General features: G+C 34.1%; 14 protein-coding genes. 10 read left to right on the top strand and 4 right to left on the bottom strand.

All coding sequences use genetic code 11. The features are described 5' to 3' along the window. The first annotated feature begins 279 nt into the window (after positions 1 to 279). Genes bioA through bioD form a run of 5 tightly spaced genes read left to right on the top strand, consistent with a single transcriptional unit; the run spans position 280 to position 4800 of the window. Positions 280 to 1566, top strand: coding sequence for an adenosylmethionine--8-amino-7-oxononanoate transaminase (bioA, locus tag ACO05S_RS17700; RefSeq protein WP_421919348.1), 1287 nt, complete (start codon positions 280 to 282; stop codon positions 1564 to 1566). A gap of 7 nt (positions 1567 to 1573) precedes the next feature. Further along, a complete protein-coding gene (locus ACO05S_RS17695) occupies positions 1574 to 2695 on the top strand; it encodes an aminotransferase class I/II-fold pyridoxal phosphate-dependent enzyme (RefSeq protein WP_421919347.1) in 1122 nt (373 codons plus the stop codon). Continuing rightward, positions 2685 to 3374, top strand: a complete 690-nt coding sequence (locus tag ACO05S_RS17690) for a DUF452 family protein (RefSeq protein WP_421919346.1) — start codon at positions 2685 to 2687, stop codon at positions 3372 to 3374. Before ACO05S_RS17695 ends, ACO05S_RS17690 begins: the two co-directional genes overlap by 11 nt. Then, complete coding sequence (gene bioC, locus ACO05S_RS17685; protein ID WP_421919345.1) at positions 3355 to 4116, top strand: malonyl-ACP O-methyltransferase BioC; 762 nt, start codon at positions 3355 to 3357, stop codon at positions 4114 to 4116. Before ACO05S_RS17690 ends, bioC begins: the two co-directional genes overlap by 20 nt. Positions 4117 to 4122: 6 nt before the next feature. Then, complete coding sequence (gene bioD / locus ACO05S_RS17680; RefSeq protein ID WP_421919344.1) at positions 4123 to 4800, top strand: dethiobiotin synthase; 678 nt, start codon at positions 4123 to 4125, stop codon at positions 4798 to 4800. Positions 4801 to 4902: 102 nt separating this feature from the next. Here the strand turns inward: bioD and ACO05S_RS17675 are convergent, their stop codons facing one another. Continuing rightward, complete coding sequence (locus ACO05S_RS17675) at positions 4903 to 5595, bottom strand: hypothetical protein (RefSeq protein ID WP_421919343.1); 693 nt, start codon at positions 5593 to 5595, stop codon at positions 4903 to 4905. 702 nt (positions 5596 to 6297) lie between these two features. Between ACO05S_RS17675 and ACO05S_RS17670 the strand changes: the two genes are divergently transcribed. The 4 genes from ACO05S_RS17670 (at position 6298) to ACO05S_RS17655 (ending at position 10547) form a co-directional block, all read left to right on the top strand. Beyond that, the gene (locus ACO05S_RS17670) at positions 6298 to 6942 is read left to right on the top strand and encodes a ferredoxin--NADP reductase (RefSeq protein ID WP_421919342.1); all 645 of its coding nucleotides are present in this window, start codon (positions 6298 to 6300) and stop codon (positions 6940 to 6942) included. Positions 6943 to 7134: 192 nt separating this feature from the next. Continuing rightward, the gene (miaB, locus tag ACO05S_RS17665; protein WP_421919341.1) at positions 7135 to 8478 is read left to right on the top strand and encodes a tRNA (N6-isopentenyl adenosine(37)-C2)-methylthiotransferase MiaB; all 1344 of its coding nucleotides are present in this window, start codon (positions 7135 to 7137) and stop codon (positions 8476 to 8478) included. Then, positions 8475 to 9758, top strand: a complete 1284-nt coding sequence (gene mtaB / locus ACO05S_RS17660; RefSeq protein ID WP_421919340.1) for a tRNA (N(6)-L-threonylcarbamoyladenosine(37)-C(2))-methylthiotransferase MtaB — start codon at positions 8475 to 8477, stop codon at positions 9756 to 9758. The genes miaB and mtaB overlap by 4 nt, the downstream gene beginning before the upstream one ends. Positions 9759 to 9872: 114 nt before the next feature. After that, positions 9873 to 10547: a hypothetical protein gene (locus ACO05S_RS17655; RefSeq protein ID WP_421919339.1), complete on the top strand. Its 675-nt coding sequence runs from the start codon at positions 9873 to 9875 to the stop codon at positions 10545 to 10547. A gap of 16 nt (positions 10548 to 10563) precedes the next feature. Here the strand turns inward: ACO05S_RS17655 and ACO05S_RS17650 are convergent, their stop codons facing one another. From ACO05S_RS17650 to ACO05S_RS17640, 3 genes are read right to left on the bottom strand one after another with little or no spacing between them, the layout of a single operon-like run. Further along, positions 10564 to 11433 (bottom strand): fructosamine kinase family protein, encoded by an 870-nt coding sequence (locus ACO05S_RS17650; RefSeq protein WP_421919338.1) that lies wholly within the window; start codon positions 11431 to 11433, stop codon positions 10564 to 10566. After that, positions 11430 to 11903 (bottom strand): low molecular weight protein-tyrosine-phosphatase, encoded by a 474-nt coding sequence (locus ACO05S_RS17645; RefSeq protein WP_421919337.1) that lies wholly within the window; start codon positions 11901 to 11903, stop codon positions 11430 to 11432. The genes ACO05S_RS17650 and ACO05S_RS17645 overlap by 4 nt, the downstream gene beginning before the upstream one ends. A 10-nt stretch (positions 11904 to 11913) precedes the next feature. Next, complete coding sequence (locus ACO05S_RS17640) at positions 11914 to 12123, bottom strand: zinc ribbon domain-containing protein (RefSeq protein ID WP_421919336.1); 210 nt, start codon at positions 12121 to 12123, stop codon at positions 11914 to 11916. Between the two features lie 420 nt (positions 12124 to 12543). On the opposite strand from ACO05S_RS17640, the gene epsC reads away from it, so the two are divergent. Next, entirely contained in the window at positions 12544 to 13383 is an 840-nt protein-coding gene (gene epsC / locus ACO05S_RS17635; protein ID WP_421919335.1) for a serine O-acetyltransferase EpsC, read from the top strand. The last annotated feature ends 6 nt before the right edge of the window (positions 13384 to 13389 follow it).

Raw genomic sequence — 13389 nt, 5'->3', positions numbered from 1 at the left:
CTTTATTCAAATAAAATAGTTGTTCTTAGTCTATCATTAACAGGTTTTAGTACTTAATAACATCTAATTGTCATTAACTGTTCGTGTTATAGAACTGTTTAAGATAAATAATTCATAATTTGTTTTATCAATAATTGTATATTAGATATACATTTAATGTTTTTATAGCTTTGATATATAAAGTGTTAGTCCTATATGTTATAAAAATATGCACAAATCTTACTCTCATAGCCTAAGAAATCATAGCTTTACGCCAAAAATTAAAAGAATTTTGTTTGTATGAGTAAACAAGGTACTATTGACCTTAATTTTGATAGAAAGCATATTTGGCATCCATATACTTCGATGAAAGACCCTTTGCCAGTATACCCTGTTGTTTCGGCAGACGGTGTGAAGTTGAAATTAGAAAACGGACAAGAGTTGATTGATGGTATGTCTTCATGGTGGTGTGCTGTGCATGGTTATAATCATCCTGTACTAAATGCGGCTGTTGAGAGGCAGCTGAAAAAGATGTCACATGTAATGTTTGGTGGCATTACGCATCAACCAGCTGTAGATTTAGCAAAATTATTGGTTGAAATTACACCTCCTTCAATGGAGAAAGTGTTTTTCTGTGATTCGGGGTCTGTAGCTGTTGAGGTTGCGATGAAAATGGCTTTGCAATACCGATTTACTACAAATAACTATAAAAAGAATAAGTTTCTTACCATTCGATCTGGCTACCATGGAGATACGTTCAATGCGATGTCTGTATGCGACCCTGTTACAGGTATGCATGAAATATTCAGTGGTGTTTTGCCGATTAATTTTTTTGTAGAAGCACCTTCTTGCAAATTTCATGATGTATGGGATGATCAATCGTTTTCTCCAATGAAGGATATGATTAAAATGCATCATGAGGAACTTACCGCAGTTATTCTAGAGCCTATAGTCCAAGGGGCTGGTGGTATGAGATTTTACCATCCTGAATACCTTAATCAGTTAAGGAATATTTGCGATGAATATGACATTTTATTAATATTTGATGAGATTGCCACTGGATTTGGTCGAACTGGCAAAATGTTCGCATGCGAATATACAGATATCGAGCCGGATATTATGGTCGTCGGCAAGGCAATCACTGGCGGTTATATGTCTTTTGCAGCTACCGTAACAAACTTAAAAGTAAGTGAAGGCATTTCAAATGGTAGGCCGGGCAGCTTTATGCATGGGCCTACATTTATGGGAAACCCTATGTCTTGTGCGGTTGGAATTGCCAGTATTTCTTTACTATTAAACGATAATTGGCAGGATAAGGTAAGTCGTATTGAAACCATGTTAAAGCAGGAATTAATTGCGGCTAGGCACTTTAATAATGTGGAGGATGTTCGTATATTGGGCGCCATTGGTGTAATTGAAATGAAAGACCCTGTTGATATTAAATCAATGCAGAAAAAATTTGTTGATCAAGGCATTTGGGTGCGCCCTTTTGGTAAAAATGTATATGTAATGCCTCCGTTTATTATTAGTGATAAAGATCTGTTATTTTTATGCAAACAGTTAGTTTCTGTAATTAAAATGGTTTAATTATTAGATGAATGATTTGGTTAAGAAATATCTGGAAGAATTAGAAAAATTAGAGAGTACTGGGAACTTAAGATCTCTAAAAAACATCTCGAATCTTGATTGTAAAGTCAATTTATCTTCTAATGATTATTTGGGTGTAAGCAAAAAAAACATACCAAGACCTAAAGGAAATTCTTTTGGCTCCGGTTCTTCTAGACTTCTGACTGGGAATTTTAAGGAATATGATCTTTTGGAGAAAGAGTTGGAAGAACTCTATGAGAATTCCGCCTTGTTTTTCAATTCAGGCTATCACGCCAATATTGGAATACTATCAGCATTAAGCGGAAAAGGCGATTTAATTCTATCCGATAAGTTAAATCATGCTAGCATTATTGACGGTATTCGTTTGTCGAAAGCTGAATATACTCGATTCAAGCATCTAAATTATAAACACTTAGAGGATATTCTTCAAAATAAACGTGAGCAGTATGATCGTGTTTTTATTGTAAGTGAATCTGTTTTTAGCATGGATGGTGATGAAGCTGATTTGCAAATTCTGGTTCAATTAAAGAAGAAATACAACTGCTTCCTATATTTAGATGAAGCACATGCCTTAGGTGTAAGAGGACTGAAGGGTCTTGGATTAGCAGAAGAAAAGGGCTTGATTCAAGAAGTTGATTTATTGGTAGGTACATTTGGTAAAGCGATGAATTCAATAGGGGCTTTTGTGATCTGTGATTCAATCATTAAAAAGTATCTGATCAATAAAATGAGATCCTTAATATTCACCACAGCTTTACCTCCTATCGTAATTAGCTGGAATTACATCATGCTACGTACAATTATAAAAATGCGCATGGAGAGAGAGCATTTGATGTCATTGGCTGAAAAGCTAAGGAATAAACTTAAGGATTTTAATATCAAGACCGATGGTAACTCTAATATTATACCGGTAATAATTGGCGATAGTCAAAAATGTGTAAAATTAGCTGATTATTTGCAGCGAAAAGGTTTTTTAATTTTTCCAATTAGGCCACCCACAGTTCCTGTTGGCACTTCAAGGCTACGTTTATCGGTTTGTGCTGATATGACTTGGGAAGAGATAGAGGATTTGCCAATATTAATTAAAGAATTTTGCAATGAAAACTAAGTGGATACACAAGAATTCGAAGAAGGAATGCATCCTATTTTTTAATGGATGGAGCTTTGATGACTCCCCTTTTTCTCATTTACCAAGTGACGAATATGATGTGATGATGTGTTACGATTACCGAGATATCTTGTTGCCAAAGGAAATTGAACAACTTTTTGCAGACTACAATAGCATTAATTTGATTGCTTGGTCATTGGGAGTTTATATTGCCAACTTGTTATTAAAAGATCTTAAGGGGGCATTTGCTAATATCATCGCAATTAATGGAACAACGTATCCAATTGACAATTTAAAAGGTATACCACCTAATGTTTTTCAAGGAACAGTTTTAAGTTTGGATGAGAAGAATCTAGAAAAGTTCTGGATGAGGATGTGTGGTGGAAAATCAGCATATCAACACTTCAAGGCAAATTTGCCCAAAAGAGACTTGAGTGATCAATATGCTGAACTTGTTGAATTGCAATCAATAATTCAGACTCACTTTGTTGACTGGTCGATTTTTTGTAGTGCCTTAATTGGAAAACAGGATTTGATCTTTACACTTAGTAATCAGAAATATGCTTGGAATAGTAATGTTGAATGTATAGAAAGAGATTATCCTCATTATTGTTTTGACAAATGGAATTCGTGGGATGAGATCATTGAGGATTTAAGTTGTGGAAAACCAAGGAATTAATAAGGATATCATACATAAGAGCTTTGTAAAAAGCATAGAAACCTATCGTAAACATGCCATTGTTCAGGAGGCCATTGCTTCGAGGTTAATTAATGAGCTTTTGAGGATTAAAGACGGCCATTTTAAGAATGTACTTGAAATTGGTTGTGGACCTGCTGTTCTAACAGATAAGTTTTTCGCTCATTTTCAGGCAGATATATACCATGCCAATGATATAGTATTGGAGTACAAAGAAATATTGCAAAGAATTGATTCAAGTATTCATTTTTTTGGTGGAGACATTGAAAGCCACGATCTTCCAGAGAATTTAGACCTTGTAATTTCCAGCTCTACATTCCAGTGGTTTAGCGACTTGGAGAGTTTTCTTTCTAAAGTTTATGATGTTTTATTGCCAGAATCTTTACTTGTTTTTAGTTCTTTTGGACCAGACAATTTTCGAGAAATAAGAGATTTGGAAGGCAATGGTCTTAATTATTTGTCCTTTGCAAAACATGAAAGAATGTTATCCAAAAAGTTTGAGATTTTATGGTGCGATAAAGAAAATATTACCAGGTATTTTTCAAATCCTTTTGCAGTATTAAAGCATATGAAACAAACAGGTGTAAATGGTATATCAAGCAAAGTATGGACTAAGGGTTATTTACAAAGGTTTGAAGAAGATTATGACGATTTATTTGGAACTGAATTAGGAGTGCCACTTACCTATCAGCCAATTTATTTTATTGCAAAACCAAAAAAATAAGTTTACATGTCAATATATTTTATTGCCGGCATTGATACCGACGCTGGAAAAACATTTGCTACCGGATTAATGGCCAAATACTTACTAAATAGGAAAGTAAAGGTTGTCACTCAAAAGTTCGCACAAACTGGCTGTGTTGGTATTTCCGAAGATATTCAAACTCATCGTAAGATAATGGGAATTGAATTATTGGATGTTGATAAAGATGGTACCACGTGTCCATATGTTTTCAACTACCCTGCTTCTCCACATCTGGCAGCGGAAATGCAGAACAAAACAATCAATCTGGGAAAAATTGAACATTCAACGAAAACATTACAGAAGAATTACGACCATATTCTTTTGGAAGGGGTTGGCGGTCTAAATGTTCCAATTACCCTTGAACATTCATTGTTAGACTATCTTGAAGAAAAAAAGTATCCTACTATTTTGGTCAGCTCATCTAAATTGGGAAGTATTAACCACACTCTTTTGAGCTTGGAAGTATTGCAAAGGAGAGAAATTCCTTTGCAAGGTTTAATATACAATCATTTTCCTGCAGATAGCGAAATTATTTTGAAGGATTCAATAAAAGTGTTTGAATATTATCTAAAGAAAATGAACTTTGATTGTTCTATTATTGAAGTTCCTGTTATTAAAGAGAATAGAATTCCAAATATTAACTTCGAGGAAATATTTTTTTGAGGAATATATCTATACTGATTAAAAATAAAGGCTTTCTTGTTCTAAGAAAACCTTTAATTCTATTTAGTTATTATACATTTTTATTTCATATTAATACTTGTATTATTCTTCCATTGTAAAACTATATCCTGCTACAGGTCTTACAGATGAATAAAGGTTAATGCAAACATTATATGTATGCCCATATCGAAGTGTAGCTTCAATAACTTTTGTTCCTTTTCTGTTGGATGTTTTAGGAATTGAAGTTTGTGCAATAATAGTACCTTCTCCAAATACACTTCCTTCACGAATCTGTACCCATGAATCATAATGGCTAAATCCAAGCACGTTGCTTGCAAATACGTAATAGCAAGTAGCTTCATTAATTGAAGCACTTATTGGGCTGCAAAGACAAGACTCCAAATTATATGCAAAACCATTATCCAACTGAACTGTAGACGCAAGAATGTTCACATCATCGGAGAAATGTGGACCATAGGCTAATACATAGTGCCCATTATACAAATCTATATTATCACTTTTAATTTCAAAATATCCACTTTGCTGACCTGCAAAGTACTCTCTTACAACTGGTACGCCTCCTATTTCATCCTTGTATAAATACACATACCCTCCTTTTGCACTTCCGCTGTCAGGCCGAGTAATTTTACACTTTAAATGTCCGCGCCCTAATACCGAAACATTAGATATTGCAGTTTTCCATTGTTGGCTTACACCATAATAACTTTTAACCTCAGGAAGCATTTCAGAACGCAATTGTACATCCGGTTCTTTGTTTAATGTATTAGTATTCATTATTTTTTGTTTTAATTAACACGGAATATTTAATCATCCGTATTTATTTAAGCCTACTCTTTTTAGGTTTTTCGGCAAGCACCTTGTTGTTTTCAATATTTACTTGAATGAAATTCGTAAAATCGTATTATTAGTCAAAAAGAAATGAGTAAACTCAATTAAACTTTTAGTGGCGAATGAAAAATCTTGAGTAAAGAGAACTTCTCTATTGATACCGGTATTATCATGAATTAATTATAGTATTCTTTGTAAAAAATATTGTAGACGCTTAGGCTATGGGTCTCTATTTGTATGCATGCACTAAACTCAAAATTCTAAAACAATTTAAATCTCATTACATCTGTTGGTAGTTTTTTCCCATTCACCAATTAAATATTCTTCCCAATGACTAAGGAGCAAAATAAATAAGCCATCCTAAGACAGTTAAATCTATAGGTAATTCTCATTAACTCCTAATGTACAGGCGGGTACGACGATTTATTTCTTTTCAAAAATTGTATTGATATAGATGAATTTCTAAAGTTTAGATAGACTTTATCCTTAAAATGAATCTTTTAAGCCCGATAAGAGATAAAAAGGTCTTCTAATTCTTGTATCTTCAACTAATTTTGTATTTTTTTGTAATCCTTTATTTAAAAAGATTCCATATAGTAAAAGTGTCACAGAAATATGGGGGAAGATTAAAAAAATTGCAAAGTTAGAATGAGATCACATAAAGTTATTGAGATAAGAAATCTTACTTCATCAACCTATATCATTAAAATGGAGAAAAAAGATTTCACTTTTAAAACAGGACAGTATATCACCTTGGGATTTTCTGGTAGTATTGATCGAAGAGAATACTCCATTTACAGTTCCGAGCGGGATGAATACCTCGAAGTTCTTATCAAAGAGGTGGAAGATGGTTTGGTATCAAAGAAATTAAAGAGATGTAAACCTGGCGATCATTTAGATATCGATGGCCCTTTTGGCCACTTCTCTTTACAGGAAGAAGAAATTAGTAAAAGGAAATTTTTATTTATTGCAACTGGCACAGGAATTTCTCCCATTCATAGTTTTATTCATACTCATCCGGAAATGAACTACAGTTTGTTGCATGGAGTTCGAATGAAAGAGGAAGCTTATGAAAGAGAATCCTATGAGAAAGGGAATTATATTTTATGCACCTCAAGAGAAAAAACAGGAGATTTTCATGGCAGGGTTACAGAATATTTAAAGCAAAATCCGGTTTCATCTGATACGGTTTGTTATCTATGTGGAAACTGTCATATGATCTATGAAGCCTACGATATTCTTGAAAAACAAGGTATTCAATTAGGTCCAATTCACACAGAAGTTTATTTTTAATTATAAATTAAGAATGAGGAATTATATATTTCTGAGCAATAATGAGTTTTCCTCTTTTAATTCATCGGTTTATAATTTTTCCAAGTAAGATGGAAGCCACAAGATCAAAACAATCAATATCATTTTTGGGCTAATAATTATTATAATCATGCTCGTTTCATAATTAATACCCCATAATTTATAATTAAAGAAATGAAATATCATTTAGTATCATTAGGCTGTCAAATGAATGCTTCAGATGGTGAACGTGTTCGTTCAGTAATCGAAAAGATAGGATATCAGTGGACTGATTGCGAGGAAGATGCAAATCTAATTGGAATCTTGGCTTGTTCTGTACGACAAAAAGCGATTGATAAAGTATATTCAAAAATCCATAAATGGAACCTATTGAAAAATAAAAGGAATCTGGTAACATTTGTTTCTGGATGCATTTTGCCTTCTGATTTAGAGAAATTTCTAAAATTGTTTGACATTATTTTTCAAATGAAGGATCTTCCTAAACTGCCTGAAATGATTCAACAATATGGTGTTTCAACTCCCGTGGGTCTACAAAAAGGATTTGATTCTCAAAACGAAAGCATATCTGAGTTTTGGAATGTTAAACCTAACTATACTTCAGAATTTGAAGCATTTGTACCCATTCAGAATGGTTGTGATAAGTTTTGTTCTTTTTGTGCTGTTCCCTATACTCGCGGTCGTGAAGTATCGCGACCATCAGATGAAATTATAACTGAGGTGAAAAGTTTGGTAGAGAAAGGCTTTAAATCCATAACTCTATTGGGACAGAATGTGAATTCTTACGGACTTGATAAAAAAGGTGATGAGATTGAATTCCCAGAGCTTTTAAGAAGAATTGGCAGACTTGGCAACGAACTGCGTAAAGAGTTTTGGGTTTATTTTACTTCTCCCCATCCCCGTGATATGACTGATGAAGTGATTGAAGTAATTGCTGAATATAATTGTCTTGCCAAACAAATTCATCTTCCGATTCAATCTGGCGATGATAAAGTTCTGATTCATATGAACCGAAAACATGGTGTAGACAAGTACCGACAGATTGTTCAGACAATCAGAAGGTTGATTCCACAAGCTACCTTGTTTACCGATATTATTGTAGGCTTTACAGGTGAAAACGAGGAGCAATTTGAAAATACGCGGAAGGCAATGGACGAATTTAAGTATAACATGGCTTATATAGCAATGTACTCACCTCGTCCTGGAGCTTTGAGTCATAGATGGTTTGATGATGTAAGTCTTGATATCAAAAAGCAACGTCATCATCAGTTGACTGAGGACTTAAAGATTCATTCGAAATCTCATAACGAAAAGATGCTTGGCAAAACTTATCGAGTTTTGGTGAAAGGAAAAGCAAGACATGAAGGATATATGGCTGCTTTAACGGAAGGTAAAATAAATGTTCGCTTTGCATCTACGGATGATTCTTTAATTGGTGATTTTGTAGATATTAAAATTACCTCAGCTGCCGACTTTTCAGTAGAAGGAGAATTGATTGTTGTAAAAGAAAAAGTAGCATGAAGAAAGTAGCTTTCAAAACTTTAGGTTGCCGATTGAATCAGTATGAAACGGATGCAATTGCTTCTCAGTTTCAAGAAAATGATTTTCAATTGGTTCCTTTTGATAAAGAGGCCGATGTATATGTCATAAACTCATGCACGGTAACTCATCAAAGCGATCATAAATCCAGAAACTTTATTAGTCAGGCCAATCGAAAAAATCCAAATTCAGTTTTGGTTGTAACTGGTTGTATGGCAACCAATGCAAAAAATGAGCTTGAAAGTCGTAAGGAAATCAACTATGTGGTAGAAAATGACAGGAAAAGCTCGGTGTACTCTTTGGTGGAAGCTCATTTTAATGGTGAAATAGTCCACCCGTCTAAATTAAGTGATGACCTATTTTCTTACGGATCTACTGATAAAGGTTTTCATACACGTAGCATGATTAAAATACAAGATGGATGTGATAATTTTTGTACATTTTGCATTATCCCATCAGTGCGTGGAAGAGCTGTGAGCAGACCCATTCATAGTATTTTGGAAAATGTTAAAAGCGTTATTGCCAAGGGAGCGAAGGAGATAGTTTTAACAGGTGTAAACATTGGTCGCTACGAATTTGAGCAATACAAATTCGACGATGTCGTAGAGCAAATCTTGAATTTGGATGGTGATTTTCGTCTGCGCATATCCTCCATCGAGCCAGATGGTTTTGGAGACAAGTTCTTAAGCTTATTAAATCATCCAAAAATGACTCCTCACCTTCATCTTTGTTTGCAAAGTGGTTCAGATACCATTTTATTGCGAATGAGACGAATGTACGGCATCAAAAGATTTAAGGAAATCGTAAATAAAATTCGTTTCATTCGACCTGATTTTAATATCACCACTGATATGATCATAGGATTTCCAGGTGAAACTGATCATGATTTTGAAGCCACATGCAATATTATAAGAGAACTCAATTTCGGACATGTTCATGCATTTAAATATTCTATCAGAAATGGAACAAGGGCTGAAAGAATGATCGACCAAGTAGATGAAAGGATAAAAACCAAAAGAAGTGAATTGCTAAGAAGGATCGCAGAACAGGTTAAAAAACAGTACAGGTGTGATTTTATTGGCAAGGTGCAAACCGTTTTGGTAGAAAAAACGGATGGAACAAATGCAAAGGGATATGGTGAGCATTATGTGCCGGTAGAATTTATCGGATCGGATCTTAAGAAAAATCATTTTTACAAGCTTAGAATAAAAGATATTTCAACTGGAGATGAACCTGTACTAATAGGAGAACAGATTAAATAAAAAATCGGCCTTAAAGTTTTTGGTCCAATTAAAATCTGTTTAAATTTGGTGTCAAGCTAACTACTATTTCTTATCACATTGATGAAGTATTTTTTCTCAGTTTTAATACTTATAATGATTTCAACTCTTTGTTTTGGACAAAGAGATCACTCATACATGCCTTCTAAAAGGAATTTTAAGATAAAATATGTGAATTACGATCATAAAAATCGTAAAACTTATACAGCTATATGGCAGTTGGCTGGAAAAACCAAAGATGCATATGGGAAAATTCGTTATAACATTGAGTCTGAGATTACCACCATTAAGCAAAATACTTTCTACCAATACTTTCATTTCACATCCAAGGATTCAAATTTTTATATTGGTGCGGAAAGATATTTAGATCCGATTAAATTGGATTCTTACCAAAACATGGTAGTTAAAATTGATGCAGACAGCGTTGCTTTACCATTGAATCCTATCAAAGATCAACTTCTGCCTGAAGCAACATGTCAGGCCGATATATTACGAGGAACCGGTTCGGTCTTAATGTCAATGACTGTTTTGCTGGTGAATAGAAGGGTTGAAGGAATAGAAAACATTGAAACTCCGGCTGGTAAGTTTAACTGCTATAGAATTTCATCTGACAAAATCACCTTTTCAGGAATATCTAAAACCAAAACCCGACTGATTGAATGGTACGCTATTAATGTTGGTTTAATAAGAATGGAAGAGTATCATAAAAAAGGAAAACTGCTTTCATATAAGCAGATAGAAAGTATAGCAGAAGATTTTTTTATTCCTTAGATCATAAGCTTTATTCTTAATGCAAGTAAGACCAGACCAAACGAACTGCCTGGCCATAGTATGAACTACCAAACAAGTTAAGGTGATTTAATACATGGTATAGCAGATAAATATTTTCTCGATAATCATATCCTTGTGGCAAGGGCTTTTTTCTTCGATAGGCATTATAAAACTGCTCTGTAAATCCACCAAATAGTTTTGTCATCGCTAAATCTGCCTCTCTGTGACCATAATAAACAGCAGGGTCGATAAGTACAGGATTCGAATCTAGATCACACAAATAATTGCCTCCCCATAAATCGCCATGCAAAAGACAAGCTTTCTCTTCACTCCCTTCCAGGATTTCCTCTATTCTATTCTCCAGAACAATGAATCCATTTTTTAATTCATTACCAACAAGTTGGTTTTTCTCTGCTAATTTGTACTGAAATAATAACCTTTTGTTGTAATAAAAATCAGTCCAACTTTCTGCTTCCACTTTTGATGGAACATTTAATTGAATTGTTGATCCGATATAATTGTCTTCTTTAAAGCCAAATTTGAATTTGGTACGATTGTGCAATTCTGCCAGTTTTTCGCCAAAATTTGTGAAAAAGTTAAGGTCTTTTGTTCCTTCCTGAATATGCTCCAAAAGAAGAAAGGATTCATCTACTAAAAGTACCTCAGGTACTCGAATACAATTCGCCTTTCGAATCTCTTTTAAACCATTGGCTTCCTTAAAAAAAGCATCAGGTTTTAAAGAAGCTGTTTTGAGGAAACAGGTTCGACCGTCCTCTAATTTAATCAAATTAGTTTGAGCAATTGAGCCGCCTCCCACTGATTTCTGCTTTGAAATGTTACACTTGGCCCAATCTTGTATTTTCTCAATAATTTGAAATTCTATCATTTATCGAGTTCTTTTAATAATCCTTCGCATGCATCTTCCAAGATGTCTAAAACCAATTCAAAGCCATCAGCTCCTCCGTAATAAGGATCAGGAACCGAATCATAATGAGTATATCGGGTACAGTAATCTGTCATCGACTTAATTTTATTCAAATCTTTATGATTTCTTGCCATACTTTTGAGATCCGAAACATTTTGTTGATCCATTCCAATGATTAGATCAAACTCTTCGAAATCTGTTTTCGGATTGAACTGACGAGCAATGCTTGTTAAGTGATAATCTCTTTTGGTAGCATGTGTTCTCATTCTAGTATCTGCTCTTTCGCCTACATGCCAACCGCCTGTGCCAGCAGAATCACATTCATACTCGTCATCCAGAAGGTTTACTTTTAAATATCCATTCATAACCGCTTCAGCACTGGGCGATCTGCAAATATTTCCTAAACACACAAAAAGTAATTTCTTCTTCATTGATATGATTTTAATTGGTCAAAAAATCAAAAATGTTACCTAACTGGCTGGTAGTTCCCTTATACAACTCGGTATAAGAACACCTGGAACATGTTATTGTTGTGAACTTTTTGTTCTGAACATCAAAAACTTTGGCGAATCGACCTCCTGTTGCTCTGAACTCATCGCTTACATAATTTCCATTACCACATTTGGGACAAATATACTTTGATGTATTCATATTTATTATCGTTTATTTTAAGCCACGTAATAAAAGTAATAAAAAAGATATGGAACTCGAATTTCTACTTTAATAAAGCCAATATCGATAATTAAATAACATTCTTTTAACAGAAAATATAAGACTCAAGACTCTTATTCAATTTATTTTTTTTAAGTTTGAATGTATTATATCCAATAGATGACAAGAATTTTTAATCATACCATAACAAGTTACTCGAATCGATTTTCTATGATTAGGTATGGTGTGTATCTAATTCAAGTTTCCTCTTGTTATTCCCAAGCCTATCAATACAACAATTGTTGTTGTTGCTGCTGCTGTTAGTACCTGTTTATTTTACTTGCTAACTGATTATCCCCTTATAGGTAATAGTACTGTTTACCTGATTAATAGAATTTCTGTACATCAAAACAATAAATAATGAGTTACTTAATGAAAGTAATGGACGAGCTTAAAGCATCCAGAAAGAACAACGAGATTGACATGCCTTCTCGCGACTTGTCGCAAAGATTTGTTGAAGAGGCTATGAATGCACTATTTCCTATTAGTGCCAGAAGAAGCAAAAGTTGCTGTGCCGAGGAGTCTTTGCTTTATCAAATGGAATCAACACTTAAATTATTATTACTGCCTGTTAATTTCAAACTAAATGATTCTATTGAGAACATTACACAATTTTTTATGATACAATTGCCTTTGGTTTATAAGGCTTTACTAAAAGATGCTGAAGCCATACAAAAGTTTGATCCAGCTGCCAATACCCTTGGAGAAGTGATCATTGCATATCCGGGATTCTTCGCAATCATGGTGTATCGATTGAGTAATGTATTATACAATTTGGGCGTTCCAACTGTACCCCGTTTAATGAGTGAATATGCTCATACAAAAACGGGTATCGATATACATCCGGGAGCTACCATTGGCGATTCGTTCTTTATTGATCATGGCACTGGTGTAGTAATTGGCGAAACGGCCGTTATCAAGAACAATGTAAAAATATATCAAGGTGTTACTCTTGGTGCCTTGCAGGTGAAGAAAAGCCTGGCCAAGAAGAAACGTCATCCTACTGTCGAAGACAATGTAATTATCTACTCTAGTGCTACTATTCTTGGTGGCGATACTGTTATAGGAAGAAACAGCATTATTGGCGGTAATGTGTGGTTAACTTCCAGTGTTGATTCAAATAGTGTTGTTTATCACAAACATGAAACAAAGGTGAGAACTAAGCTTGATGAAAGTAAGATTATTAATTTTCAAATATAAATCAAT

Origin of the sequence: Marinifilum sp. (assembly GCF_965230805.1) — a bacterium.
Lineage (GTDB): Bacteria > Bacteroidota > Bacteroidia > Bacteroidales > Marinifilaceae > Marinifilum.
The sequence above is the reverse complement of the archived record's forward strand: the minus strand, read 5'-3'. Positions and strand labels throughout refer to the sequence as shown.

What these genes read in the sequence shown, in the direction of transcription:
- bioA (WP_421919348.1), top strand. Translation starts at nt 280, where the DNA reads ATGAGTAAACAAGGTACTATTGACCTTAATTTTGATAGAAAGCATATT.
- ACO05S_RS17695 (WP_421919347.1), top strand. Translation starts at nt 1,574, where the DNA reads ATGAATGATTTGGTTAAGAAATATCTGGAAGAATTAGAAAAATTAGAG.
- ACO05S_RS17690 (WP_421919346.1), top strand. Translation starts at nt 2,685, where the DNA reads ATGAAAACTAAGTGGATACACAAGAATTCGAAGAAGGAATGCATCCTA.
- bioD (WP_421919344.1), top strand. Translation starts at nt 4,123, where the DNA reads ATGTCAATATATTTTATTGCCGGCATTGATACCGACGCTGGAAAAACA.
- ACO05S_RS17675 (WP_421919343.1), bottom strand. Translation starts at nt 5,595, where the DNA reads ATGAATACTAATACATTAAACAAAGAACCGGATGTACAATTGCGTTCT.
- ACO05S_RS17670 (WP_421919342.1), top strand. Translation starts at nt 6,298, where the DNA reads ATGAGATCACATAAAGTTATTGAGATAAGAAATCTTACTTCATCAACC.
- miaB (WP_421919341.1), top strand. Translation starts at nt 7,135, where the DNA reads ATGAAATATCATTTAGTATCATTAGGCTGTCAAATGAATGCTTCAGAT.
- mtaB (WP_421919340.1), top strand. Translation starts at nt 8,475, where the DNA reads ATGAAGAAAGTAGCTTTCAAAACTTTAGGTTGCCGATTGAATCAGTAT.
- ACO05S_RS17655 (WP_421919339.1), top strand. Translation starts at nt 9,873, where the DNA reads ATGATTTCAACTCTTTGTTTTGGACAAAGAGATCACTCATACATGCCT.
- ACO05S_RS17650 (WP_421919338.1), bottom strand. Translation starts at nt 11,433, where the DNA reads ATGATAGAATTTCAAATTATTGAGAAAATACAAGATTGGGCCAAGTGT.
- ACO05S_RS17645 (WP_421919337.1), bottom strand. Translation starts at nt 11,903, where the DNA reads ATGAAGAAGAAATTACTTTTTGTGTGTTTAGGAAATATTTGCAGATCG.
- ACO05S_RS17640 (WP_421919336.1), bottom strand. Translation starts at nt 12,123, where the DNA reads ATGAATACATCAAAGTATATTTGTCCCAAATGTGGTAATGGAAATTAT.
- epsC (WP_421919335.1), top strand. Translation starts at nt 12,544, where the DNA reads ATGAGTTACTTAATGAAAGTAATGGACGAGCTTAAAGCATCCAGAAAG.